Below are 23,029 nucleotides of genomic sequence, written 5' to 3' on the forward strand. Positions count from 1 at the left end.
TACGTTCCCCTCCCAATCTTGGTTTGGACCCAGCTCTCTTAAGCGTTCTCCACTTCCTTGTAGACGGTTATGCAGACGTCGGGGCATATGTTGTAGCAGAACCCGCAACCGATGCACTTGTCCACGTGCTTCGCCTCCGCCGGGTGGTAGCCCTTGTTGTTGAAGTTGTCCCCGAACTCGATGACCTTCATGGGACACACGCTCACGCAGAGCCCGCAGCCCTTGCACCTCTCCTGATCGATTTCGATCTTTCCCTTGGCCTTTGCCATCCCGCTCACACCTCCGTAAAGGGTCTATATTTCCATCCGCATGAACCGGCGTATCTTGAAGACCGGGAACCGAAGGCCCTGGACGTCCAGGAAGTCCGGCACCACCGTGTACTTCACCGGTATGGACAACCTCTCCGACGCCTCCGCCAGGACCTCCTCCCCCCGACGGATCAGGTCCGGGGTGGTCTCCCTGGAGAGGTTGGGGTTGTTTATCAGGTAGTCCACCTTGAGGTCCGCCACCCGGGAGAGGTCATTGAGGGCCCTCTCGATCCCCGCCACAGTGGAGGAGAAGGGACGGGCCACGTTGACCACCATGGATATCTCGCAGTCCCCCAGGTGGGGCTTCAGATAACCGAGCACCACCACGCCCCCCTCCTCGCCCCCCACGTCCATCACCGTCTTATACTCCTGTCGCTCCAGGTAGCCCCTGGCGGCGCCGGTGATGACCGGAAGGTCCCCATTTCTCAACGCCCCCTTTGGGTACACGGGGGTGAGCCCCATCTCCTCCAGCTCCTCCGCCACGTCCCGGCTCCTGAAGTAGGGGGAGATTATGTCCCCGTCCACTATGGCCACCTGGGGGTGCTGGCTCCGGAGGTACAGGGCCCAGTTTATGGCCATCTCGGTCTTGCCGCTTCCGAACAGGCCGATGAAAGCGTAGTTCTTCCTCAGTTGGGTCACGCTGGGCCTCCTAACTGATCCTCATCTCGGAGTAGATCTTGGGGGTCTCCTCTCCCCTAAGGACCCTCAGCCCCCCCATGGCCAGGGCCCTCTCCTCGTCGCCGCCGGGGAAGACGAGGACCGGGGCTATGAACTCCACCATCTCCCTTATCCAGGGCACCATCCGGTCCTTGTCGTAGGCCAGGCCCCCGGTTAGGACGATGCCGTCCACCTCTCCGCTGAGCACCGCCGCCATCTTGCCGATCCACTTGGCGGTCTGGTATGCCATGGCCCGGTAGACCAACAGGGCCTCCTGGTCCCCCTGGTCTATCCGCTTGGAGACCTCCATTCCGTCGTTGGTCCCCAGGTAGTCCACCATGCCTCCCTGTCCCTTGATCTTCTTCTTCATCTGGTCCAGGGTGTACCTGCCGCTGTAGCAGAGGTCGATCAGCTGGGTCAGGGGAAGGGTGCCGCTCCTCTCGGGGGTGAAGGGCCCGTCCCCGTCCAGGGCGTTGTTGACGTTGACCACCCGGCCCCTCTTGTGGGCCCCAACGGATATGCCACCCCCCATGTGGACCACGATTAGGTTCACGTCCTCGTAGGCCTTGCCCAGCTCCTTGGCGGCCGCCCTGGCGGTGGCCTTCTGGTTCAGGGCGTGGAATATGGACCTGCGCTTGAACATGGGGTGCCCGGAGTAGCGGGCCAGGGGCTCCAGCTCGTCCACCACCACCGAGTCCACGATGAACGAGGGGATTCCGAACTCCCGGGTGAACTGGTATGCGATGAGGGCCCCCAGGTTGGAGGCGTGCTCCCCGTTCTTGCCGGACATCAGGTCCTCCAACATGTCATCGGTGACCTTGTAGGTGCCCCCGGAGGATATGGGATCCAGCAGGCCTCCGCGACCCACCACGGCGGACAGCTCCTCGGGAGGTACCCCCGCCTCCTGGAGGAAGGCCTCGATTATCTTGGTCCTGAAGGCGAACTGATCCGTAAGCCGCTTGAAGGGGGCCAGCTCCTCGGAGGAGTGCCTCAGGGTCTTGGAGGCCAGGAGCTCATCGTCCTCGAAGACCGCCACCTTGGTGCTGGTGGAACCGGGATTTATGACCAGTATCTTCATCGTCGTAGCACCGCCCTTTTAGTGGCTTAGTTTGAACCCCCGGCGGAGAAGGTGAACTCCTTCGCCGCCTCCTGGCCGGTCATCACCCGCAGGGCCCCGTACGCCAGGGCCTCCATCTCCATCTCTCCCGGCACGGTGAACACCCGGGCGAAGCGCCCCACCCGGGACTGGATCATCTGGACGAACCGATCGCTGTGGGCCATCCCGCCGGTGATGACGATGCAGTCCACCCTGCCCTTGAGGGCCACGCACATGGCCCCTATCTCCTGGGCTATCTGGTAGGCCATGGCCTCTATGACCTCCAACGCCTTGGGGTCCTCCTGGGCCATCTTGAAGGCCTCCCGGAGGTCATTGGTCCCCAGGTAGGCCACCAGCCCCCCTTTGCCCACGAAGGTCTTCTTGAGCTGGTCCTTGGTGTACTGTCCCGAGTAGGCCACCTTGACCACGTCGCCCACCGGGAGCTCCCCGGACCTCTCCACGCTGAAGGGGCCCTCGTCGTTGGCGTTGTTCACGTCGAACATGCGTCCCCTCTCGAAGGGGGCCACGGAGATGCCGCCCCCCAGATGGGCTATCACCATGTTGGTCTCGTTGAAGGGGCGCTTGAGCTCCTCCTCCGCCACCTTGATGCCCACCACCCGCATGTTGGATATGTGGGACAGGCACTTGCGCTCCAGGTCCTTTATGCCCGATATGCGGGCCACCGGATCCATCTCGTCCACGCTGACCGGATCGGTAACGTAGACCGGGATGGGCTTGGAGGCCTTCCGGGCCATGTCCAGCCCTATCACCGCCGCCAGGTTGGACGCGTGTTGCACCCTGGCGTGGTGGAGCAGGAAGTCCTCCATGGCCTGGTTGGCCAGGTAGGTGCCGCTCTCCAGTGGTGGCAGTATCCCCCCCCGGGCGGCTATGGCGTCCAGCTGATCCAGCGACACCCGGTTCGTCGCCAGGAAGTCCATTATGGCCCTCTCCCGGAGCTCCCGCTGGTCCATAAGGGTCTCGTACCGGTCCAGCTCCTCCGCCGGGTGGGACAGGTTCTCCTGGGATATCCTATCCCTGTCCTCGAAGAGGGCCACCTTGGTGCTGCTGGATCCGGGGTTTATGACCAGTATCTTCATGTTACATCAGCCCCTTCTCCCGACCGTACTGGGCGATCACGTCCTTTAGGCGCCTTACCCCCTCCACGATCCTCTCCTCCGGCGGCAGGCAGAAGGAGAGCCTCATGGAGGTGGACGGGGTCTTCTCTATGGAGAAGGCCTCGCCGGGTATGTAGTAGACGTTCTTGGCCTTGGCCACGTCGAACATGCCTATGGTGTCGAAGCCCTGGGGCAGGGTGACCCACACGAAGAGGCCCCCCTCGGGGTCCACCCACTTGGCGCCCTTTATCTCCGAGAAGTGCTCGTTCAGGGCCCTTATCATGGTATCCTTCTTGCCCCGATAGAGCTCTATGCCGGGCTTCAGCTGCTCCACCAGGTCGTGCCTCTCCAGGTACCGGGCGGCTATCCGCTGGGTCAGGGTGGGGCAGCAGAGGTCCATGGCCTGCTTGGCCATGGTGGCCCGCCTTATGATGGAGCTGTGGCCCACCATCATCCCTATGCGGAGCCCGGGGGTGAGCACCTTGCTGAAGGAGTTGAGGAGCACCACCCGGTCGGGACCCGCCAGCTTGTAGAGGGAGGGCAGGCGCTCGCCGCTGAAGCGGAGCATCCCGTAGGGATCGTCCTCCAGGATGAGGATGTCGTACCGGTCGCATATCTCGATGAGCTTCTTGCGCTTCTCCAGGCTCATGGTGACGCTGGCGGGGTTGTGGAAGTTGGGGACCGTGTAGAGGAACTTGACCTTCTTTATCTCCCCCTTGGCGTCCAGCTCCCGGAGGCGGTTCTCCAGGTAGCCCACGTCCATGCCGTCGTCCTCCAGGGGGACGGTCTCGAAGCGGGGGAAGGACATCCTGAAGGCGCTGACCGCCCCCAGGTAGGCGGGGAACTCCAGGAAGCAGATGCTGTCCTTGTCCAGGAAGATCCGGGCCATCAGGTCCAGGGCCTGCTGGGATCCGGTGGTGAACAGGAGCTGGTCCCGCTGGACGTCCGCGATGCCGTAGATGCGGTTAAGGAGCTTGATTATCTGGACGGCCAGGAGGTCATCCCCCTCGGTGGTGCCGTACTGGAGGGTGTAGGAGTAGTCCTGTTCCACCACCTCCTTGGCTATCTCCGCCAGCTGATGCCTGGGGAAGGTGTTGGGATCCGGCACCCCGCCGCCGAAGGATATGGCCTCCGGCGAGGCGGCGAACTTCAGGAGCTCCCTTATGATGGAGGAACGCAGGTTGAGCCCCACCTCTGACAGCCTGTCTTCAAATGACATGACACCCACTCCTTCGTCTCTTTTATGACCCCCCGCGGCAACCGCCGCCTTATCGGGCAATGGAAGGATACTTAACACCCTGGGACCGCTTGTCAAGTCGAGTAGAGTTTCACAAGGTCACTGCATACACGTGACGCCCAACCTTTTTTATGTGATTTTCTGGGCAAACCTTTGGTATAAAGTTACCATCTGGCGATAAGTTTAAACTTGCCAATGGGGGGTGTCAACTGGATGGGTTTGAAGGTTCTAAATTTTTTCATTCTTTATGTCCGGGGCTGGAACTTAAGTATCAAAAACCATGATCTATCCGTTAAGGGCCCGGGGAGCGTCAAGGGCAGTCCCACTGGGAGTAGTCCCCCCGGGACCACTCGGGCCACACGGCGGCCCAGGCGAAGTGGTCCGCCTCCCGCTCGAACCGGCTCAGGGGCTGGAAGGTCCGCTCCCAGAAGGCCTTCCCCTTGGGGTGTTTCACTATGTGGTAGATCTCGTGAAAGAGGGTGAACCGGCGCCAGAAGGGGGGAAGCCCCGCGTTTATGAGTATGGCTCCCCTGGAGCCCCGGCAGACGTGAAAGCCGAACACGTCCTCCGGCAGGTCCACGTAGCGGACCTCTAGGGACCTGCCGCTCAGCTCCTCCGCCATCACCAGCACGTCGAACTGGTCCTTCCCAACCCAACGCCGGGCCTCCTCCCGGGCCCAGCGAGGTATCTCCTCCGGGGGGGAGGGGTAGCTGAACCTCAACCCCCCGCTACTCCTGGTCTTCCTCATCCCACTCCTCTAGGATGGTCTCCACCAGCCGGTTTATCCTCTTTACCTCCCTGGGGGAGAGCTTCCTGCTCCTGTACCACACCTCCACCTGGCCGGAGGCAAGCACCTCCTCCAGCTGCATTCGCTTACCGTCCCCGGGGGAGTCCTTCACCAGGTCCGCCACCGTGACGTCCAGCGCCTCCGCCAGCCTCTCCAGCAGGTCCATGGAGGGCCTCCGACGGTTGCTCTCGATGGACTGAATGTAGACCCGGCTGACGTTCACCGTGTCCGCCAGCCCCTGCTGGGTCAGCCCCTTGGCCCGCCGCAGCACCTTGACCCTCATCCCTAAGCTCAACTCATCACCCCCCGCCTGTCAATTCTATGTAAGTCAAAATTATAGTTCACAATCTTTGGGTTATCAACAAGGTGGCGCCTAAGCCCCAGGGCGAAGAGGCCGCAGGCCAGCAGGTCCGCCGCCCCCCCGGGGCTCACCCGCAGCTCCTTTAGCCGCAAGTCCAGCCGGAGGATGGGGGAGTAGTCCCCCGCCAGGGGATCGAACTCCCCGAGGGCCCGCAGGGCCGCCTCCCGGTAGGGGCCCCTCCAGAGCTGGTAACCCCCCCGGTGGATCACGTTGCTGTCCTGGCAGGTCCCCATGGCGGCCAGGAGCCCCGCGATGGACGCGTCGTTCAGCGTGGCCCCCCTCGAGAGCCACCCGCTGATGGTGGGGCAGATGTGTCTCACCACCGTGGGGAAGCCCCCCTCCGCCTCGCCCCTTATGCCGGTGACCCCGTGCTCCAGGTAGAGCCTCTCCCCGTGGGTAAGCTCCCTCCCTGGAAGCCTCCCCTCCTTCAAGGGGCGGAGCTCCCTATCCACCGCGCCCATCACCGGCTCGGCGGCTCTAAATGCCACCTCCTTAGGTTCCGGAGGCCTTCCCTCCCGGGCGCACCTACCTGCCCCGTAGAGCCATAGGGACAGGGCGAAGATGAGCCCCTTGTGGGTGTTGACCCCTCCGGTGGCTTTGAACATGGCCTCCTCCATCCGGAGCCCCACGGGCCTCATGGCCTTCAGGGCCTCCTCCCCCTGGAGACCAAGGAGCCCCGCCATGGCCTGTTCCTCCCACAGGGGGGCCAGGGCGGAGGAGCTGTGGAGGAACGTAACCCAGTCCATATCCAGATGGGCCCCCCGGTCCAGGGGGTCCACCAGGCCAGGCTTCGGCGCCACCAGCACCTCCGTGGTGGCCGCCCAGGCGGCCAGGGCCCCGAGCGATCTGGCCAGCCAGCGCACCCCCATGGGATCCTCAGCCATGGCGCACTCACCTCCCGGTTGATCCCTCAGGATTCGATGTTAAACTTTGGTCCTGAAGAGTATATCAGAGCCCCATGGCCGTAAGGAGGGAAGGGCTATGACCGCAGATTTGGATCCGGTGGCCCTGGTGGAGGGGCGTCTCAGAGAGCTTCGCTACCAGGGGAGGATCTTGAGGTCCCAGGACACGATCCACACGGTGGACGATGCCGCCCGGACCGTTGGTGTTGAACCCCGGCGGATATTGAAGAGCATACTGGTGATGGACCAGGGGGAGCTGAAGCTGGCCCTCATGTGCGGCCCCAACAGGTTGGACCTCAAGAAGATGGCCCGCCTCATGGGGGTCAAGCGTCTCAGGATGGCCACCTTCGACGAGGTGGTGTCCATGACCCCCTTTAAGCCCGGCGGAGTGCCCCCCCTGGGCTACCCGGTCCAGCCCCCCGCCGCCATGGATCAGGACCTGTTCCAGTACGACGTGGTCTGGGCCGCCGCCGGGGACGACCACTCGTTCTTTCCCGTGTCCCCCGGGGACCTTAGGGACTACACCCAGGCCCTGGTGGGGGAGATAGCCAAGGCGTAGCCCCGGGGGCTGGCCCCTCAGGAGAGCATGTACTCCCTGATCTCCTCCTCGTCCATGCCGGCCCCCACCGCCACCGCCAGCCGGAGCCTCGCCTGGAGGGGCCGGAGGGTCCCCCCGTCTATGGCCCCCATGTCCAGGAGGCGGCTGGCGGATCCCTCGAAGTCGTAGAGGGAGAGCACCCTTCCCAGCTGGCACCTGGAGGTGAGCACCACCGGCACCCGGCGGCGGATCAGGTTCTTGATGTGGGGGGTCCAGGAGGGGGGCACGTTACCGGTGCCGAAGCACCCCAGCACCAGCCCCTTGAGGGACTCGTCCCGGAAAAGGTGCGAAAGGGTCAGCTCCCCGCCTCCCAGGGAGGCGTAGAGCACCTCCACGTCCTTGGCGGGCACCACCGGCCGGTCAATGACCCGGGCCCTCCGGGGGTGCCTTGCCACGTAGACCCGGTTCTGAACCACCTCCCCAACCGGTCCCGCTCCGGGGGAGGCGAAGTCGTGCCCCCGGTGGCTGTAGAACTTGCAGGCCTCCGAGGCGGCGAAGAGCTCCCCCCGGGAGAAGATGAGGACCCCCATCCCCCAGCAGGCCTCCGACGAGGCGGCCACCACCGCCTGACGCAGGTTCACCGCCCCCTCGTTGCTGCCGTGTCTGGCGGGGGAGCCCAGGCCGGTGAAGACTATTGGGTTGGGGTAGGGCCAGAGCAGGTCCACCAGGTAGGCCATCTCCTCCATCACGTCGGTCCCGCTGGCCACCGCTATGCCGCTGTAGCCGTCTCCTAGCAGGGATCGGAAGAGCTCCAGCAGGTCGGTGGTGACCCTTATGGTGTAGTGGCTGCTGGGTTGTCTGCTCCATTCGATCACCTCCGTCTCCCCCACCAGCTCGGGGGGAAGGGAGATGAGGGACTTCACCGACTCCACCGGGGACATGTCCCCCAGGGACGGACTCCCGGCGAAGACCAGGGCGGTCTTCTGCGATGCCATGATACCCCTCCTCGGCGGGGATCCCCCGCCATGTGGTCTTCAGGTGCTGTAAAGCCTCGGACTCAGTAGCCCAGGTTTTGAAGGACTATTATAACGTGGGCGTCCCTTCCCATGGGGCACCTCTCCAGTATGGAGATCACCCGGCACATCCTCTCGGGCACATTGCAGTCCACGCAGAAGCCGGTCCTGCCGCATGGCACCGGGGAGTTGAGCCTCGAGGCGTTGGGGGAGGCAGCCTGCCGGGCCCGCTTGAGGGCCGCATCCAGGTCGTGGACTATCTTGTTCACCCCCACCACGAAGATCAGCTTGCCGGGGCCGAAGGATATGCCCGCCACTCGGTTCCCCGCCCCGTCGATGTTGACTATGTGGCCATCCTTGGACAGGGCGTTGGCGCTGGTGACGAACGCGTCCGCCATTATCTCCTCCAGCAGCCGCTGTTTCCGCTCCTCGGGGGTCATGTCCCCCCAGTGCTGTATAACCCGGTTCCCCCGCCTCTCCAGGGCCCCCAACAGACCTATATCCCGTACGGTTACGCTGCCCGGCACGCCCACGTGAGCGTCCTCGGGTATGAGGGACAGGATCAGCTCCCGGGCGGAGTCCCGGTCCTCAACCACCGATGCGGAGTACCCCCGCTCCCTCAGCCTGGTGGCGGTGCTCTCCGCAAGGGCCCTAAGGGCGTTACGGCGGTGATCCTCGAAGCCGTTCATTGGAAGGATACCTCCTTCTGACAGGTTATGGCGATCCCCCCGATTATACCCCTTGTGGAGTCCCGCCTTGCTATGGCATTTTGGTGCCTGTATCATCCTTGAGTCTCCAGGGGAGGGATTCGAATGACCTTGTCTTGCGGGGATGAGAAGGTGGCCCTCCGTGTCCTGGTCAGAGGGCGGGTTCAGGGGGTCGGCTTCAGGCACTTCGTGCATATGAAGGCGGCGGAGCTGGGCCTTAGTGGCTTCGTCAGGAACGTGGGGGAGGACCAGGTGGAGGCCCTCCTGGTGGGCCCCAGGTCCGCGGTGGAGGCGGCGGTGGAGGCCACCTCCAGGGGACCCAGGTGGTCCCGGGTGGACCAGCTATCCACCCAACCGGTGCCATTGGAGGCCTGTGAGGACGGGCCCTTCAGGGTGCTGACGTCCATATGAGGGGGAGATGCGGATGCCAAGGGTAACTTGGTTTGAGAGGCTGAAGGGGGATCGGGTGGATCTGTGCCTGGACGAGAACCCCTTCCACCTGGCCGGCGGGGGGCAGCCCGGTGGAAGGGGCATGCTAGTGTCCCCCGGTGTGCAGGTGGAGGTCCAGGACTGCCGAGTTAGGGATGGCCGGGAGGTCCTGACCGGAAGGATCATCGGCGGGGATATGGCCCTCGGGGAGACGGTGGAGGCCCAGGTGGACCTCCAGTGGAGGGACTGGGTGGCCCGGATGCACTCCGGGGAGCACGCCCTCTCCAGGGCCCTGGAGAGGAACCGGCCGGGGCTTCGGGTCTTCAAGGTCAACATCGGCGAGCGGGAGGGGCTGATAACCCTCGACTTCCAGGGGGACCTCACCTGGGACCTGCTGTGGGTCGCGGAGGAGGAGGCCAACCGGGTGGTGGGGGAGGACCTGCCGGTGACGGTGGAGGAGCTGACCGGGTATCGGGCGGCGGAGGATCCGGACCTCAAGGCCAACTGGGAGCGACTTCAGCTGGATCCGCCGGAGATCATAAGGGTGGTCAGCCTGGGCGGCTACGACCGGGTGGCCTGCTGCGGGGTCCATGTGGAGCGCACCGGCCAGATAGGGGGCGTCATGGTGCTGGGCTTCAAGGGATCCAGCCCCCGGTGGGAGGTTCGATACACGGTGGATCCCGTGAGGACCCAGCTCATGATGGAATGGAGCCGCATGGTCCGCCGGATGTCCCGGGAGATAGGCTGTCCCCCGGAGGACATCGAGAGGGTCTACTGGGGGGCCTTCGAGGACGCCAAGGCCAAGGCCAAGCTGTTGGACAGGCTGAGGGACCACCTGTGCCTTCCCTTCGAGGAGAGGGTCCGGGGGGGGCATCGGTTCCACCTATTGGATCTGAGGCCCCTGGGGATGGTGCCGGCGGAGATGATGAACTTCGCGGTCCGGCGGCGGGTGGAGTCGGACCCGTCCTCCCTGGGGGTTGGGGTGGTCCCCGCCGAGCAGGGCCTCCGGTTCGTGGCCTGCCGGGGGGCCGGATGTCCGGTGGACCTGTCCGCCTGGCTTAAGCGGATGAGGCCCAGGGGCCTCAAGGGGGGCGGATCGCCCCAGATGGTGAGCGGGGTGGCGGAGGAGTGCCCCCTGGATGAGTGGATCGATTCGATGCTGGAGGGGGTTTGAACTTGGGCATTCTGCATTGGTTGGTGGACTTCCTGGTGAGCACCGTGGGAAGGATGGGGTACCTTGGGGTGGTGGGGCTCATGTTCCTGGAGTCCTCCTTCTTCCCCTTCCCCAGCGAGGTGGTGGTACCCCCCGCGGGCTACCTGGCCAGCAAGGGGGAGATGAACCTGGGGCTCGTGATAGGGGCCGGAACGCTGGGTAGCCTCCTGGGGGCCTGGTTCAACTACTGGATAGCGGTCCGGTTCGGGCGCCCCTTCTTCGAGCGGTACGGCAGGTACTTCGGGGTGACCCCATCGGCGCTTGACAAGGCGGAGCGGTTCTTCGACAGGCACGGCCACGTGGGGACCTTCACCGGCCGGCTGGTGCCGGTGGTCCGGCAGTACATATCCCTCCCCGCCGGGGTGGCCAGGATGTCCCTCATCTGGTTCTCGGTCTACACCGCCCTGGGGGCCGGGATATGGGTCACCGTGTTGGCCCTGGCGGGCTACTGGTTCGGAAGCAACGCGGACATGGTGCACCGGTTCGTGGGGAAGGCCTCCTTCGCCCTCATGGGGCTGGTGGCGTTGGTGCTTTGCGCCTACGCCTACCGGGTGGGCCGGTCGTCCCGGGACGGGGGTTGATGGGGCCCCTTGCCGGGTATCGGGGGTTGGCCCTGGCCCTCCTGGCGGTCCTGCTCTCCTCCCCCTGTTGGGGCCGGGAGGGGCTGGTTCTGGCCCCCCCTAAGGTGGGGATCTACCTTGGGGGGCATCCCACGTCGGGTCCCTACGATGACCAGCTGACCCAGGAGGCCATAGACCGGTTCCTGGAGGACACGGGCCGCAGGCCCGTCTGGATGTACGTGAGCTGGAACTGGGACGGGGATAGCCCCTTCCCATCCGAGATCTGCCGGCTGATCCACGCCAACCGGATGATCCCCTTCGTAGGCGTCATGCCCTGGAGCACCCGGGTGCAGAACCGGAGGGAGCCGAAGGTGACCCTGGACGCCATAGCCAGGGGCCTCTACGACCCTCAGCTGGCCCGGGCGGCCAGGGCGGCGCGGGAGTTGGGGTTCCCCATAATGATCTCCTTCGGCCCCGAGGCGGACGGGGGGTGGTTTCCCTGGTCCGGGCGCTTCAACGGCGGGAGCCGCTGCGATCTTTACGGGGACCCCAAGGTCCCCGACGGGCCCGAGAGGTTCCGGGACGCGTTTCGCCGGTTCGTGGAGGTCTTCAGGGCCAACGGGGCGGTGGACGTCACCTGGGTGTTGCACCTGGCGGAGCGGCCCGGACCGGACCTGCCCTGGAACCAGGCGGTCCACTACTACCCGGGGGACGTGTGGGTTGACTGGGTTGGGGTCAGCCTCTACGGGCGGCTGGGGGTCAACCCGGTCCGCTCCATGGAGGAGCTCCTGAGCCGGGCGGTGCCCCGGCTACTGGAGGTCTCCAAGGGGGGGAAGCCCCTGGCGGTGCTGGAGTGGAACGTGGCGGATGGACCCGGGGTGGACAAGCCCCGGTGGGTGGAGGAGGCCTTCGCCGCCTTCGCCCGGTGGGAGGGGAGGGGGCTCAAGGGGGTCGCCTGGTGGGACAAGGCGATGCGGCCCGATGGGACCCCCTCCTGGCTGGACCTCAGGTCCTCCCCCCACTCCGCCCAGGTCTACCGGAGATGGGCCCTGACGGACCTCTTCGCGCCGGAGCCGGTCTTCGTCCCGAGAGGGTCGTTTTAGGGGCCTCAGGATTTCGAGGCCTTCTTGCGCTCGTTGGGGTCCAGAATAGCCTTCCTAACCCGGATGGACTGGGGGGTTATCTCCACCAGCTCGTCCTCGGCGATCCACTCCAGGGCCCCCTCCACGGTGAGGGGCCGCGGGGCGTCCAGGATCACCGTGGCGTCCTTGGTGGCGGACCGGTGGTTGGTGAGCTGCTTCCTCTTGGCGGGGTTGCAGGGCAGGTCGTTGCCCCTGGAGTGTTCCCCCACCACCATTCCGCAGTAGACCATGTCCCCCGGGGAGATGAAGAGGGTGCCCCGGACCTGGAGGTTCTCCAGCGCGTACGACGTGGCCTGCCCGTCGTCCACGCTCACCATGGATCCCCTGGTCCTTCCGGAGATCTCCCCCGCCCAGGGGGTCTGGCCGATGACCCGGCTGGACATGGTGCCCAGACCCTTGGTGTCCGTGAGGAACTCCCCCCGGTAGCCTATGAGTCCCCGGGTGGGGATCCTGAACTCCAGCCTGACGGAGCCAAGCCCAGGGTTGGAGACCGAGACCAGCTCCCCCTTGCGGAGGGAGAGCTTCTGGATCACCGCCCCCTGGAACTCCTCCGGCACGTCTATTACCAGCTCCTCCAGAGGCTCCAGGGTGTGGCCCTCGGGGTCCATGGAGGTTATGACCTCCGGGCGGGATACGCAGAACTCCATCCCCTCCCGCCTCATCTCCTCGATGAGGATCGCCAGGTGTAGCTCCCCCCGGCCGGACACCTTGACCCCGTCGTGGCGCCCCAGGTCCTCCACCTTAAGGGCCACGTCGGTCCTGCTCTCCCTCTCCAGCCGGGCCTTCAGCTGCCTCAGGGTGACCGCCTGCCCCTCCCTTCCCGAGAGGGGGCCGTTGTTGACCAGGAAGAACATGGATACCGTGGGCTCCTCCACGTCCAGGGGGGGCATGGGGGCCACGTCGGATCCGGCGGCGGTGAAGGTGTCCCCCAGGGCTATCTCGTCCGGGCCGGAGAACCAGACGATGTCCCCCGCCTGGGCCTCCTCCACCTCCACCCGGTCCAGCCCGTCGGTGACGAACAGGTGCTCGCAGCGGCAGTCCCCGGTCCAGACGGGCTCAAACCGGTTGGCCCTCCGGTCGGTCCAGGCCACCCGGACCTGTCTTAGGTCCTGGGACCTCCTCATGGTGCCGCTGAGGATCTTTCCGCAGCCGATCTGGCCCAGGTAGTCGCTCCAGGCCAGGGTGCAGACCTGCATGAGGAGGGGTCCCTCGGGATCCACCTTGGGGGGAGGGACGAAGTCCACGATGGTCTTGAAGAGGTCCTCCATGCCCTCCCCCTGGGTGGCTAGGTCCCTGGTGACCCATCCGTTGAGCCCCGAGCCGTAGAGGATGGGGAAGTCGCACTGCTCGTCCGTGGCCCCCAGTTCCACGAAGAGGTCGAAGGTCCTGTTGAGGGCCCCCTCCGGGTCCCCATGGGGTCTGTCCACCTTGTTGACGATCACGATGGGCCTCAGGCCCATCTTGAGGGCCCTGGAGAGCACGTACCGGGTCTGGGGCATGGGGCCCTCCACCGCGTCCACCAGGAGGAGCGCCGAGTCCACCAGGGAGAGGACCCGCTCCACCTCTCCGGAGAAGTCCGCGTGTCCCGGGGTGTCCACGATGTTTATCTTGTAGTCTCCCCAGCGGACGGTGCAGTGTTTGGCCTTGATGGTGATGCCCCGCTCCCTCTCCAGGTCGTGGCTGTCCATTATCCTCTCCGAGAGCCTGGCGTTCTCCCGGAAGGTCTTGGCGGCCCTGAAGATGGAGTCTATGAGGGTGGTCTTTCCGTGGTCTATGTGGGCTATTATGGCCACGTTCCGTATCTTCTCGTGGGACTTCATTTTCATACCTTCCTTCCTTGGTATGCGGCGTTGGGCCGCAAAAAATTAGAATACCACAAAAGTCCCCCGATTGGACCCCTTAGGGAGTCTTTTGTCGATTTTTAGACGCATATTTGACGTCAATCGTTGGAGGGTTTAGAATTCGAACCGCAGGTGCCCCGTGCGCACTCACAACTTCCGGGAGGAGGAGATGCATATGATATCTAACGAGGATATCCGGCGGGCCATGACCGTGAGGCTTGATGAGGTTCCGGAGGAGATACCCCCCTTCGAGCCCGGGATCCGAAGGGCCCCCGACAGGGGCTTCACCCTAACCGAGGCTCAGACGGTGGTGGCGCTGAAGAACGCCCTCAGGTACGTGCCCGAGGAGTACCACGAGAAGCTCGCCCCGGAGTTCCTTAACGAGCTGATGACCCGGGGCAGGATATACGGCTACCGCTTCAGGCCCAAGGGGCGCATATGGGGCAGGCCCATAGACCAGTATCAGGGCCGCTGCCTGGAGGGCAAGGCCTTCCAGGTGATGATCGACAACAACCTGGACTTCGACGTGGCCCTCTACCCCTACGAGCTGGTCACCTACGGGGAGACCGGCCAGGTGTGTCAGAACTGGATGCAGTACCGGCTGATAATGAAGTACCTCCAGGTGATGACCCAGGACCAGACCCTGGTGATCCAGTCGGGGCACCCCCTGGGGCTCTTCAAGTCCCACCCTGAGGCGCCCCGGGTGATAATCACCAACGGGCTCATGGTGGGCCTCTACGATAACCCCGCGGATTTCCACCTGGCCACCCAGCTGGGGGTGGCCAACTACGGCCAGATGACCGCCGGTGGGTGGATGTACATAGGTCCCCAGGGGATAGTGCACGGCACCTTCAACACCATCCTCAACGCGGGCCGGCTGAAGTTGGGCATAAAGGACCACGAGGATCTGAGGGGACACCTATTCATATCCTCCGGCCTGGGGGGCATGAGCGGCGCCCAGCCCAAGGCGGCGGAGATAGCCGGCGCGGTGGGCATAATCGCCGAGGTTGACTTCAGCAGGATAAAGACCCGGCTCGACCAGGGCTGGGTCAGCAAGTGCTCCTCCGACCTGGACGAGGTGTTCCGCTGGGCCAACGAGGCCCTCTCCAAGCGGGAGCCCCTGTCCATTGCCTACCACGGCAACATAGTGGACCTGCTCCAGTACTGCGTGGACAGGAACGTAAAGGTGGAGCTACTGTCCGACCAGACCTCGTGCCATGCGGTCTACGAGGGGGGCTACTGTCCCCAGGGGCTCACCTTCGATGAGAGGACCAAGCTCCTCAAGGAGGACAGGACCCGGTTCTGCGAGCTGGTGGACCGGAGCCTGAGGAAGCACTTCGAGCTGATCAAGACCCTGACCGACCGGGGGGCCTACTTCTTCGACTACGGCAACTCCTTCCTCAAGGCGGTGTTTGATGCGGGGGTCCGGGAGGTCTCTAAGAACGGGGTGGACGACAAGGACGGGTTCATCTTCCCCTCCTACGTGGAGGACATAATGGGCCCCATGCTGTTCGACTACGGCTACGGTCCCTTCCGCTGGGTGTGCCTCTCCGGTGACCCCGAGGACCTCAGGAAGACCGACCGGGCCGCCATGGAGTGCATCGACCCCAACCGGCGGGGCCAGGACCGGGACAACTGGGTGTGGATCCGGGACGCGGAGAAGAACCGCCTGGTGGTGGGCACCCAGGCCAGGATCCTCTACCAGGACGCGGAGGGCCGGGTCAGGATAGCCCTGAGGTTCAACGAGATGGTCCGCAAGGGGCAGGTGGGCCCCATAATGCTGGGCAGGGACCATCACGACGTGTCCGGCACTGACAGCCCCTTCCGGGAGACCGCCAACATAAAGGACGGCAGCAACATGATGGCGGAGATGGCCACCCACTGCTTCGCCGGCAACGCCGCCAGGGGCATGAGCCTGATCGCCCTTCACAACGGCGGCGGAGTGGGCATAGGCAAGTCCATAAACGGCGGATTCGGCCTGGTGCTGGATGGGTCCCGCCGGGTGGACGAGATAATAAGGTCCGCCCTTTCCTGGGACGTGATGGGCGGGGTGGCCCGCCGGGCCTGGGCCAGAAACCGGAACGCCATGGAGGTTTCCATGGAGTACAACCTGAAGTCCGATGGACGGGACCACATAACCCTCCCCTACGTGCCTCGGGAGGGGCTGGTGGAGGAGCTGGTCCACCGGGCTCTCAAGGGTTAGGCCTTAGGACATCTGCAGGGGGGCTTTACGCCCCCTTTTTTCGTTTGCAGGACCGCTTGTGCCCCGGTTCTGATATCATAAGAACGTGATGAGGCGCGGAAGGGGGGATCCGCCGTGAGGATATTCGGAGCCGTGGAGAGGTCTGGTTTCCCCGTGCCCGGTGAGGTGTCCTACCTCTACGGGCGGTCCCGGTGGGACGATGTGTCCGTGTCCCCCGCCTGGCCCGACCGGGTTATGGTCCGGGGGGTCCGGGACATGGACGTGGTCTACCAGTACCGGGTGTTGGAAGGCTGGGAGGGGGACATTCCGGTGACCCTCACGTACCTGGTGGCCCGCCGGAGCTACCGGGAGACGGACCTTATGTTCCGGGAGTACGGGTACGGAAAGGGGCAGTTCAGGCAGTGGCTGGCGTGACCATTTCTGGCGGAGGGCGCAGGATTCGAACCCGCGGTGGCAGTGCCACAACTGATTTCAAGTCAGCCGCCTTAGACCGCTCGGCCAGCCCTCCGCACGCAACCGAGATTTTAGCACAAAGGCCTGGGGTTGGCACCCGGAGGGTAGGTCCCCTGCGGGTGCTTATCCTTCTGTTGATCCTGCTCGCCGCCTCCCCGTCCCTGGGGGCCGATAAGTCCCCCAAGGCGATCATAACCCATGTAAGCTGGAGCTACGACCCCTCCTCCCGATCCGGCAGGGCGGTGATCAAGCTTCTCAACCCGGGCGTATCCAGGATACCGTCCCCCCGGGTGGCGGTGGTGCTGCTGGACCCCCTGGGGGGGCAACTGGGGAGCGTTTGGGGAAGGCCCAATGGGGCCTGGATCAAACCCAAGGGGACCGGGGTGGTGAACCTCACCCTGTCGTCTCCATTGATACCCTCGGGGGTAAGGGTTATGCTTCTGGACGAGGGGTGCTCAACCTGCAACTGATTTAGATTGGTTCCCCGGCGCTGTCGGACGTGGCATGAGGATTTCCAACAGGGGGTGTGTTGCGTGTCCCACTCGGAGATGGAGGATGCGGTCAGGGTATCTAAGAGGGTGGCCCTGGTAGGGGCCTCTATGAAGGAAGATAGGATGTCAAACCGGGTGCATCGGTATCTGAAGGCCAACGGCTTCGAGGTCCACCCGGTGAACCCCTCGTTGGCGGGACAGGAGGTCAACGGGGACGTGTGCCTTGGGTCCCTGCGGGAGCTCCCCGTGGAGGTGGACCTGGTGACCCTGTTCCTGTCCCCCGCCAACCAGGCCCAGGTGCTGGAGGACCTTAAGGGTTTGCCCTACCGGCCCCACTTGTTCTTCCAGCCCGGGGCGGAGAACCCGGAGGCCCAGCTGTCCCTGGAGGAGATGGGTTTCAAGGTATTCCCCGGGTGTGTCATGGCGGTGCACATGTCCTTGGGGGGGCGATGATGGAGAGGCCCAGCTCCAGCGTGACCCTCCGGGTGAGGTACAGCGAGACGGACCAGATGGGGATGGCCTACCACGCTAACTACCTGGTCTGGTTCGAGGTGGCCCGGACCGCCTTCTGTGAGTCCCTGGGGGTCACCTACCGGCAGTGGGAGGAGCGGGGGGTGTTGCTCCCCGCGGTGGAGGCCCGGTGCCGGTACAAGAGGCCCGTCAGGTACGATGACGAGATCACCGTGGAGTGCCGGTTGGAGTCCCTGTCCTTTCACACCGTGTCCTTCCGGTATCGGGTCACCTGTCAGGGGGCCTTGGTGGCGGAGGGGATGACCCGGCACGGGATATGCGATCCGTCGGGGCGGCTCTTCAAGGGGGAGAACCCCTTCCATGCCTGGCTGGTAGAGAGGGGGGCCTGACATGGGGAGAAGTTGGGTGTTTTCGTAGGGCGAAGGGGCTACTCGCTGGTGGAGCTCCTGGTGGCCCTGGCGATCCTGGGTGCCCTTATGGGCTCCCTGGCCCTTGGCTTCGCCGGGGGTTCGCCGGAGGGCACCGAGGATCAGCGGTGCGTCAAGGCCGCCCATGAGGCGGTCCAGTGGCTCCGGGGGATGATAGTCAGGGCCCGGGCGGAGTCGCGGGCGTTTCAGTTCCAGGTGTCCGTCTCATCCAACGTGGACAGGCTGGAGATCTTCTGGCTGGATGACAACCGGTGGGAGAGGTTCAACTCCGCCGGGAGGGTCTACTTCAAGGCCAACCTGGCCACCAACTGGGTGACCTATCAGCCCCGTTGGCATACCTTCTCCCCGGGGCTAACGCTTTGGTTCTACAAGGATAGGTCCAGCCGTCTTCCGGTGGGCAGGATCGTGATAACCCCCTTGGGGGCGGTTAACCTGACGGTTTTCTAGGGAAAATATAGAGATAGAGGAGGATGAATTTGCAGGAGGGAGTTAGACGCACCTATCGAGTCTCCGGGATGACCTGTGCCACCTGTGCCAGGATGCTGCAGAGGTCCCTTTCCAGGGTGGAGGGAGTGATCTTTGCCTCCGTCGATCTGGCCACCGAGACCGCGCTGGTCATCTCCTCCGATGATGTGCCCGAGGGGGTCTTGCTCAAGGCGGCGGAGTCTGCGGGCTACCCCATGGTGCCCTTCGATCAGGCCCCGGACGTGGAGGAGGGCCGGTACCGGCGGGTGATCCGGGACCTTGCGGCATCCCTCGGGCTGTCCCTTCCGGTTTGGATAAACATGGTCCATCACATGGTCCTGCACGGCGGGGGCCTTATCCCCCGGTGGCTGGAGGTGGTCCTCGGCTTCGGGGCGGTGTTCCTTGGGGGTCGGGGGATCTTCCGGGGGGCCTACATAGCGGTGTCCCACCTTCACGCCAACATGGACGTGCTCATAGGGCTTGGTGCCGCCGCGGGTTGGATCACTGGCCTGGTTAACCTTCTAGCCCCGGAGGTGCCGTCGTTCCTGCCGGTGGGCACCATGATGGTGGCCCTTCACCTGCTGGGGCGGTTCATCGAGTCCCACCTGAGGGACCGGGCATCCAAGAAGGTGAAGGGGCTTCTGAACCTGAAGGCCCGGACCGCCCGGGTCGTCCGGGATGGGGTGGAGGAGATCCTGCCGGAGGAGATGCTGAGGGAGGGGGATCTGGTTAGGCTCCTGCCCGGGGAGCGAGTCCCCGCCGATGGGGTGGTGCTTGAGGGGGAGTCCGCCCTGGACGAGTCCTTCATAACCGGTGAGTCCAAGGCGGTGCACAAGCGGCCCGGGGACCAGCTGACCAGCGGGTCCGTGAACCTCAACGGGGTGCTCCTGATGGAGGCCCAGCGGGTGGGGGATGACTCCTTCGTTTCCCAAATGGTCCGGATGGTGAGGGAGTCCCAGGGGGCCAGGACCCCGATCCAGGCCCTGGCGGACCGGGTGACCATGTACTTCGTCCCCGGGGTCCTGCTGTTGGCCCTGGTCTCCGCCCTGGCCTGGCACTTAGGGTTCCCCATCATGGACGGTCTGAGGACCCGGGTGGCGGGACTTGTGGGTCTAGGTGGCGGTCAGGTCCCCTGGCCATGGCTCTACGCTGCCATGGCCACCCTGGTCATCGCCTGTCCCTGCGCCCTGGGGCTCGCCACTCCCATGGCCCTGGCGGTGGCCACCGGGGAGGCGTCCAGCCTGGGAGTTCTTATCCGGGACGGGGAGGCCTTTCAGGAGCTCGGCAAGGTGGACGTGGTGGTCTTCGACAAGACCGGCACGGTGACCCACGGCCGCCCCAGGGTTGTGGATCACTCGTTGCCCCCTTGGGCTCTCTCGGCGGTCCTCTCCCTGGAGGCCCGGTCGTCCCACCCCATAGCCAAGGGGGTATGCGCGTTCCTGACCGATCTGGGGGTCCAGCAGGTCCCGGTGGAGGACCAGGCGGAGGAGCCCGGGAGGGGAGTGGTGGGAACCGTGGACGGGGTCCGCTGGTTCGTGGGGCGCCCCGATGGGGATCGGTGGGACAGTTGGTCCCGGGAGGGGCTCACGGTGGTGGAGGTCAGGAGGGATCGGGAGGTGGTGGGGGCCCTGGCCCTTCGGGATCCCCTTCGGGAGGACGCCAAGCGGGTGATAGAAGAGCTGGTTTCCAGAGGGATAAGGCCCATGATGGCCACCGGGGACTCCCAGGAGGTGGCCTCTCGGGTGGCGGCGGAGCTGGGGCTCCAGGACTGGTCGTTCCGGATGAGGCCCCAGGACAAGCTTCAGCTGGTCAACCGCCTTCAGTCCCAGGGGATGAGGGTGGCCATGGTGGGGGACGGGATAAACGACGCCGCCTCCCTCAAGGGGGCCAATGTGGGCATTGCCATGGGGTCCGGCCTGGACTTGGCCATCGAGAGCGCGGACCTGGTGCTGGTCCGGGGAGGCCTCTACGGGGTGGTGGGGGCGGTGGACGTATCCAGATCCCTAACCAGGATCATAGCCCAGAACCTGGCGGGGGCCTTCATATACAACGTCCTGTTCATCCCCATGGCCATGGTGGGGCTTATGCACCCCATGCTGGCGGAGCTGGCCATGCTGTGTAGCTCCATAACGGTTATAATCAATTCGCTCAGGATAAGGGCGAGGCGTTAGGAGGGGATCGGATCGCCATGATTACCTTGAAGGTGGATGACATGTCCTGTGAGCATTGCGTGAGGAGGATAACCGATGCGCTCAAGTCCGCGGGAATCCAGGGCTTCACCTTGGACTTGAGCTCCAAGTCGGTCTCCTTGGCCAGCGAGGGGGATGTGGAGAGGGCCGTGGAGGCCTTGGAGGGGGCGGGCTACCCAAGCCGGGTGGCCTGAGCCCCCCTTTTTTGCAATTTAAATTAAATTTGCATTTGGTTTCGGGGGTGGGGATTTGATCTCGGTGGATGCCTTGCCGTCCAGGCTGCGTGAGCTTGGCTTTGAGCCCTGGGAGGGGTTCGGCGTCCGTGGGGCTTTTAGGCAGGTCACCTTCGTCAAGGACGCGTTGCTTGGAGAGGTCTGCCGGTACCACGCGCTGGATCACCTGATCTGGGGGACGGTGGACGTCTCGCTGGCGGACCGGATACTGGCCGGATCGTCTCCCCTGGAGGACGTGATGACCCAGAGGTTCCTTATATGGACCAGGAGTGGCGGGGACGGCCGGCGCCGGGTCCGGTCGTTCCTTTTCGGTTTCAGGGGTTTCGCGGAGGTCTGCGTAATGGGCCCCGGCATGAGGCCCCCCAGGGGGTTCGAGGACCTTGTCGTCCTGGCGGAGGCCTCCCTTGAGGGGCCAAAGGGGGGAGGTGATGGCCGGGTTTGACGTGGCGATTGAATCTAGGCGGCTGGGTTTGAGTTAGCATATTTGGGAGGTGTTATCATGCTGTTCGGTCTTCTGTTGGCGGCCATAGCGTTGTTCGCCGTCTGTTACAGGGTCTACGGGTTCAAGATGGCCAGGATATATGGCCTGGACGACACCAGGAACACCCCGGCGGTGGAGATCTGCGATGGGTTCGACTACTGTCCCGCCCATCCGTCGGTCCTCCTGGGGCACCACTTCTCCTCCATAGCCGGGGCGGGGCCCATAGTGGGACCCATAACCGCCGCCTCCATGTTCGGCTGGCTTCCCGCCTACCTGTGGTGTCTGGTGGGATCCGCATTCTTCGGGGGCCCCCACGACTTCGGCGCCCTGGTCTCCTCCATGAGGCACGAGGGCAAGTCGGTGGGGGAGGTGGTGGACCGCTGGATAGGCCACAGGGGGAAGACCCTGTTCCTGTGCTTCACCATTCTGGCGCTGGTCCTGGTGGTGGCGGTGTTCCTGCAGCTTGCGGCCAACTCCTTCGCGGCGGACCCGGCGGTGGCCTTCTCGGGCATGCTGTACATAGGCCTGGCCATGGTGTTCGGCGTGCTGGTTTACCGCTATCGCATATCCATCCTCTGGGCCACGGTGGTGATGGTCCCCCTGGTCATCTACGCCTGCTGGTACGGCAACAGCGCCCCCTGGGTCTCCCGGGTCTTCACCCTCTCGAGCGATACCTGGCGCTGGGTCCTGGCGGCCTACATATTCTTCGCTTCGGTCCTTCCCGTCTGGCTTCTGCTTCAGCCCAGGGACTACCTGGCCTCCTACTTCCTCTACTTCTCGGTGATAATAGGGACCATCGGGATGGTCCTGGGCCGGGGGGCGGACTTCCAGGTGACCCTGCCTGCCTTCAAGGGCTTCACCGCCGGAAGCCAGTACATGTGGCCCATGCTGTTCGTGGTGGTGGCCTGCGGGGCCATCTCGGGTTTCCACTCCCTGGTGGGCAGCGGCACCACCTCCAAGCAGCTTCGCAGGGAGACCGACGCAGTGGCGGTTGGCTACGGTTCCATGCTGCTGGAGGGGGTGGTGGCGGTCATAGCCATAGGCACCGTGATGATAAGCGGCGGCGTGGACCAGGGAGGGCCGGTGGTAACCTACGCCAAGGGGTTCGGCAAGTTCGCTGGCCTTCTGGGGATAGATCCCAAGGTGGGCATGTCCCTGGGTCTGCTGGCCATAAACTCGTTCATCCTCACGTCCCTTGACACCGCCACCAGGCTCACCCGGTACCAGATCCAGGAGCTCACCAACAACAGGGTGGACAAGTACACCGCCACGGTTATAACCGTCATAGGCGCCCTGGCGCTCCTGCTGGTAAAGATCCACGGGGCGGACGGCAAGGAGGTCCCCGCCTGGGCGGCCATCTGGCCCGTCTTCGGCGCCTCCAACCAGATGGTGGCCGCCCTGGCGTTGCTCTCCATCGCCGTGTGGGTGGCCAAGGGGCTCAAGAAGGACAACCGGTTCCTCATGGCCCCCATGTGGTTCATGTTGCTCACCACCGTTGGGGCCCTGGTCCTGATGATCAAGGACAACCTGATGCTGGCCACCCCCAACTACGTGCTGGTGGTCCCGTCGGTTCTTCTGCTCATCCTGGCCATCATGATGGTCAAGGAGGCTTTCGACGCCCTGAAGAGGGCCAGCTGAGTCGGTCCCAAGGGCCCGGGGAGTTTCCCGGGCCTTTTTCCCTCTCTCGTCGGCGGGGCTTGACTTGCGGG

General features: G+C 64.6%; 26 protein-coding genes and 1 tRNA gene. 15 read left to right on the top strand and 12 right to left on the bottom strand.

What is annotated here, in order from left to right; translation table 11 throughout:
* Window positions 1–38 precede the first annotated feature (38 nt).
* The 8 genes from TACI_RS02950 to TACI_RS02985 form a co-directional block, all read right to left on the bottom strand.
* Complete coding sequence (locus TACI_RS02950) at window positions 39–269, bottom strand: 4Fe-4S dicluster domain-containing protein (RefSeq protein WP_012869340.1); 231 nt, start codon at window positions 267–269, stop codon at window positions 39–41.
* Between the two features lie 24 nt (window positions 270–293).
* The gene (locus TACI_RS02955) at window positions 294–947 is read right to left on the bottom strand and encodes a cobyric acid synthase CobQ (RefSeq protein WP_012869341.1); all 654 of its coding nucleotides are present in this window, start codon (window positions 945–947) and stop codon (window positions 294–296) included.
* 10 nt (window positions 948–957) lie between these two features.
* Complete coding sequence (gene buk, locus TACI_RS02960) at window positions 958–2,043, bottom strand: butyrate kinase (RefSeq protein ID WP_012869342.1); 1,086 nt, start codon at window positions 2,041–2,043, stop codon at window positions 958–960.
* Window positions 2,044–2,069: 26 nt separating this feature from the next.
* The gene (gene buk / locus TACI_RS02965; protein ID WP_012869343.1) at window positions 2,070–3,158 is read right to left on the bottom strand and encodes a butyrate kinase; all 1,089 of its coding nucleotides are present in this window, start codon (window positions 3,156–3,158) and stop codon (window positions 2,070–2,072) included.
* A gap of 1 nt (window position 3,159) precedes the next feature.
* Window positions 3,160–4,395 carry an aminotransferase-like domain-containing protein gene (locus tag TACI_RS02970; protein WP_012869344.1) on the bottom strand — a complete coding sequence of 412 codons (1,236 nt, stop codon included), beginning with the start codon at window positions 4,393–4,395 and terminating at the stop codon, window positions 3,160–3,162.
* A gap of 328 nt (window positions 4,396–4,723) precedes the next feature.
* Window positions 4,724–5,134 carry an ImmA/IrrE family metallo-endopeptidase gene (locus TACI_RS02975; RefSeq protein WP_012869345.1) on the bottom strand — a complete coding sequence of 137 codons (411 nt, stop codon included), beginning with the start codon at window positions 5,132–5,134 and terminating at the stop codon, window positions 4,724–4,726.
* A gap of 7 nt (window positions 5,135–5,141) precedes the next feature.
* The gene (locus TACI_RS02980) at window positions 5,142–5,495 is read right to left on the bottom strand and encodes a helix-turn-helix domain-containing protein (RefSeq protein WP_012869346.1); all 354 of its coding nucleotides are present in this window, start codon (window positions 5,493–5,495) and stop codon (window positions 5,142–5,144) included.
* The gene (locus TACI_RS02985; protein WP_012869347.1) at window positions 5,492–6,445 is read right to left on the bottom strand and encodes a triphosphoribosyl-dephospho-CoA synthase; all 954 of its coding nucleotides are present in this window, start codon (window positions 6,443–6,445) and stop codon (window positions 5,492–5,494) included. Before TACI_RS02985 ends, TACI_RS02980 begins: the two co-directional genes overlap by 4 nt.
* A 97-nt stretch (window positions 6,446–6,542) precedes the next feature.
* Between TACI_RS02985 and TACI_RS02990 the strand changes: the two genes are divergently transcribed.
* Entirely contained in the window at window positions 6,543–7,022 is a 480-nt protein-coding gene (locus TACI_RS02990; RefSeq protein WP_012869348.1) for an aminoacyl-tRNA deacylase, read from the top strand.
* 17 nt (window positions 7,023–7,039) lie between these two features.
* On the opposite strand, the gene TACI_RS02995 is transcribed toward TACI_RS02990, so the two are convergent.
* Both TACI_RS02995 and TACI_RS03000 read right to left on the bottom strand, forming a co-directional pair.
* Complete coding sequence (locus TACI_RS02995) at window positions 7,040–7,996, bottom strand: asparaginase (protein ID WP_012869349.1); 957 nt, start codon at window positions 7,994–7,996, stop codon at window positions 7,040–7,042.
* Between the two features lie 62 nt (window positions 7,997–8,058).
* Window positions 8,059–8,703: a lactate utilization protein gene (locus TACI_RS03000; RefSeq protein ID WP_012869350.1), complete on the bottom strand. Its 645-nt coding sequence runs from the start codon at window positions 8,701–8,703 to the stop codon at window positions 8,059–8,061.
* A gap of 123 nt (window positions 8,704–8,826) precedes the next feature.
* Here TACI_RS03000 and TACI_RS03005 point away from each other — a divergent pair, with 123 nt between their 5' ends.
* From TACI_RS03005 to TACI_RS03020, 4 genes are read left to right on the top strand one after another with little or no spacing between them, the layout of a single operon-like run.
* The gene (locus TACI_RS03005) at window positions 8,827–9,132 is read left to right on the top strand and encodes an acylphosphatase (protein ID WP_012869351.1); all 306 of its coding nucleotides are present in this window, start codon (window positions 8,827–8,829) and stop codon (window positions 9,130–9,132) included.
* 13 nt (window positions 9,133–9,145) lie between these two features.
* Window positions 9,146–10,324 (top strand): alanyl-tRNA editing protein, encoded by a 1,179-nt coding sequence (locus tag TACI_RS09410; RefSeq protein WP_012869352.1) that lies wholly within the window; start codon window positions 9,146–9,148, stop codon window positions 10,322–10,324.
* Between the two features lie 2 nt (window positions 10,325–10,326).
* On the top strand, window positions 10,327–10,944 hold the full coding sequence (locus tag TACI_RS03015) for a DedA family protein (RefSeq protein ID WP_012869353.1): 618 nt from the start codon (window positions 10,327–10,329) through the stop codon (window positions 10,942–10,944).
* Window positions 10,945–10,970: 26 nt separating this feature from the next.
* Window positions 10,971–12,026 (top strand): glycosyl hydrolase, encoded by a 1,056-nt coding sequence (locus tag TACI_RS03020; RefSeq protein ID WP_242601144.1) that lies wholly within the window; start codon window positions 10,971–10,973, stop codon window positions 12,024–12,026.
* A 5-nt stretch (window positions 12,027–12,031) separates the two neighbouring features.
* On the opposite strand, the gene typA is transcribed toward TACI_RS03020, so the two are convergent.
* The gene (gene typA, locus TACI_RS03025; protein ID WP_164925120.1) at window positions 12,032–13,885 is read right to left on the bottom strand and encodes a translational GTPase TypA; all 1,854 of its coding nucleotides are present in this window, start codon (window positions 13,883–13,885) and stop codon (window positions 12,032–12,034) included.
* A gap of 196 nt (window positions 13,886–14,081) precedes the next feature.
* On the opposite strand from typA, the gene TACI_RS03030 reads away from it, so the two are divergent.
* Both TACI_RS03030 and TACI_RS03035 read left to right on the top strand, forming a co-directional pair.
* Window positions 14,082–16,109 (top strand): urocanate hydratase, encoded by a 2,028-nt coding sequence (locus tag TACI_RS03030; protein ID WP_012869356.1) that lies wholly within the window; start codon window positions 14,082–14,084, stop codon window positions 16,107–16,109.
* Between the two features lie 114 nt (window positions 16,110–16,223).
* Window positions 16,224–16,523, top strand: a complete 300-nt coding sequence (locus tag TACI_RS03035) for a hypothetical protein (protein WP_012869357.1) — start codon at window positions 16,224–16,226, stop codon at window positions 16,521–16,523.
* Between the two features lie 7 nt (window positions 16,524–16,530).
* Here TACI_RS03035 and TACI_RS03040 read toward each other — a convergent pair.
* Window positions 16,531–16,617: transfer RNA gene (locus TACI_RS03040), tRNA-Ser, on the bottom strand.
* Window positions 16,618–16,681: 64 nt separating this feature from the next.
* Between TACI_RS03040 and TACI_RS03045 the strand changes: the two genes are divergently transcribed.
* The 8 genes from TACI_RS03045 to TACI_RS03080 all read left to right on the top strand — a co-directional run bounded on the left by TACI_RS03045 (window position 16,682) and on the right by TACI_RS03080 (window position 22,958).
* Window positions 16,682–17,032 carry a hypothetical protein gene (locus TACI_RS03045; protein WP_242601145.1) on the top strand — a complete coding sequence of 117 codons (351 nt, stop codon included), beginning with the start codon at window positions 16,682–16,684 and terminating at the stop codon, window positions 17,030–17,032.
* A 63-nt stretch (window positions 17,033–17,095) separates the two neighbouring features.
* Window positions 17,096–17,506, top strand: a complete 411-nt coding sequence (locus TACI_RS03050) for a CoA-binding protein (RefSeq protein WP_012869359.1) — start codon at window positions 17,096–17,098, stop codon at window positions 17,504–17,506.
* Entirely contained in the window at window positions 17,506–17,913 is a 408-nt protein-coding gene (locus TACI_RS03055; RefSeq protein WP_012869360.1) for an acyl-CoA thioesterase, read from the top strand. Before TACI_RS03050 ends, TACI_RS03055 begins: the two co-directional genes overlap by 1 nt.
* A gap of 12 nt (window positions 17,914–17,925) precedes the next feature.
* Window positions 17,926–18,399 carry a type II secretion system protein gene (locus TACI_RS03060; protein ID WP_012869361.1) on the top strand — a complete coding sequence of 158 codons (474 nt, stop codon included), beginning with the start codon at window positions 17,926–17,928 and terminating at the stop codon, window positions 18,397–18,399.
* Between the two features lie 23 nt (window positions 18,400–18,422).
* The gene (locus TACI_RS03065; RefSeq protein WP_164925122.1) at window positions 18,423–20,588 is read left to right on the top strand and encodes a heavy metal translocating P-type ATPase; all 2,166 of its coding nucleotides are present in this window, start codon (window positions 18,423–18,425) and stop codon (window positions 20,586–20,588) included.
* Between the two features lie 17 nt (window positions 20,589–20,605).
* Entirely contained in the window at window positions 20,606–20,800 is a 195-nt protein-coding gene (locus TACI_RS03070) for a heavy-metal-associated domain-containing protein (protein ID WP_012869363.1), read from the top strand.
* Window positions 20,801–20,864: 64 nt separating this feature from the next.
* Window positions 20,865–21,281: a hypothetical protein gene (locus TACI_RS03075; protein ID WP_423218562.1), complete on the top strand. Its 417-nt coding sequence runs from the start codon at window positions 20,865–20,867 to the stop codon at window positions 21,279–21,281.
* A gap of 57 nt (window positions 21,282–21,338) precedes the next feature.
* A complete protein-coding gene (locus tag TACI_RS03080) occupies window positions 21,339–22,958 on the top strand; it encodes a carbon starvation CstA family protein (protein ID WP_012869365.1) in 1,620 nt (539 codons plus the stop codon).
* Window positions 22,959–23,029 lie beyond the last annotated feature (71 nt).

This window comes from Thermanaerovibrio acidaminovorans DSM 6589, assembly GCF_000024905.1.
Lineage (GTDB): Bacteria > Synergistota > Synergistia > Synergistales > Synergistaceae > Thermanaerovibrio > Thermanaerovibrio acidaminovorans.

Excerpts from the sequence above, each read along its gene's own strand:
- TACI_RS02950 (WP_012869340.1), bottom strand. The coding sequence starts at position 269 with ATGGCAAAGGCCAAGGGAAAGATCGAAATCGATCAGGAGAGGTGCAAG.
- buk (WP_012869342.1), bottom strand. The coding sequence starts at position 2,043 with ATGAAGATACTGGTCATAAATCCCGGTTCCACCAGCACCAAGGTGGCG.
- buk (WP_012869343.1), bottom strand. The coding sequence starts at position 3,158 with ATGAAGATACTGGTCATAAACCCCGGATCCAGCAGCACCAAGGTGGCC.
- TACI_RS02970 (WP_012869344.1), bottom strand. The coding sequence starts at position 4,395 with ATGTCATTTGAAGACAGGCTGTCAGAGGTGGGGCTCAACCTGCGTTCC.
- TACI_RS02985 (WP_012869347.1), bottom strand. The coding sequence starts at position 6,445 with ATGGCTGAGGATCCCATGGGGGTGCGCTGGCTGGCCAGATCGCTCGGG.
- TACI_RS02990 (WP_012869348.1), top strand. The coding sequence starts at position 6,543 with ATGACCGCAGATTTGGATCCGGTGGCCCTGGTGGAGGGGCGTCTCAGA.
- TACI_RS02995 (WP_012869349.1), bottom strand. The coding sequence starts at position 7,996 with ATGGCATCGCAGAAGACCGCCCTGGTCTTCGCCGGGAGTCCGTCCCTG.
- TACI_RS03000 (WP_012869350.1), bottom strand. The coding sequence starts at position 8,703 with ATGAACGGCTTCGAGGATCACCGCCGTAACGCCCTTAGGGCCCTTGCG.
- TACI_RS03005 (WP_012869351.1), top strand. The coding sequence starts at position 8,827 with ATGACCTTGTCTTGCGGGGATGAGAAGGTGGCCCTCCGTGTCCTGGTC.
- TACI_RS09410 (WP_012869352.1), top strand. The coding sequence starts at position 9,146 with ATGCCAAGGGTAACTTGGTTTGAGAGGCTGAAGGGGGATCGGGTGGAT.
- typA (WP_164925120.1), bottom strand. The coding sequence starts at position 13,885 with ATGAAGTCCCACGAGAAGATACGGAACGTGGCCATAATAGCCCACATA.
- TACI_RS03030 (WP_012869356.1), top strand. The coding sequence starts at position 14,082 with ATGATATCTAACGAGGATATCCGGCGGGCCATGACCGTGAGGCTTGAT.
- TACI_RS03055 (WP_012869360.1), top strand. The coding sequence starts at position 17,506 with ATGGAGAGGCCCAGCTCCAGCGTGACCCTCCGGGTGAGGTACAGCGAG.
- TACI_RS03065 (WP_164925122.1), top strand. The coding sequence starts at position 18,423 with ATGAATTTGCAGGAGGGAGTTAGACGCACCTATCGAGTCTCCGGGATG.
- TACI_RS03070 (WP_012869363.1), top strand. The coding sequence starts at position 20,606 with ATGATTACCTTGAAGGTGGATGACATGTCCTGTGAGCATTGCGTGAGG.
- TACI_RS03080 (WP_012869365.1), top strand. The coding sequence starts at position 21,339 with ATGCTGTTCGGTCTTCTGTTGGCGGCCATAGCGTTGTTCGCCGTCTGT.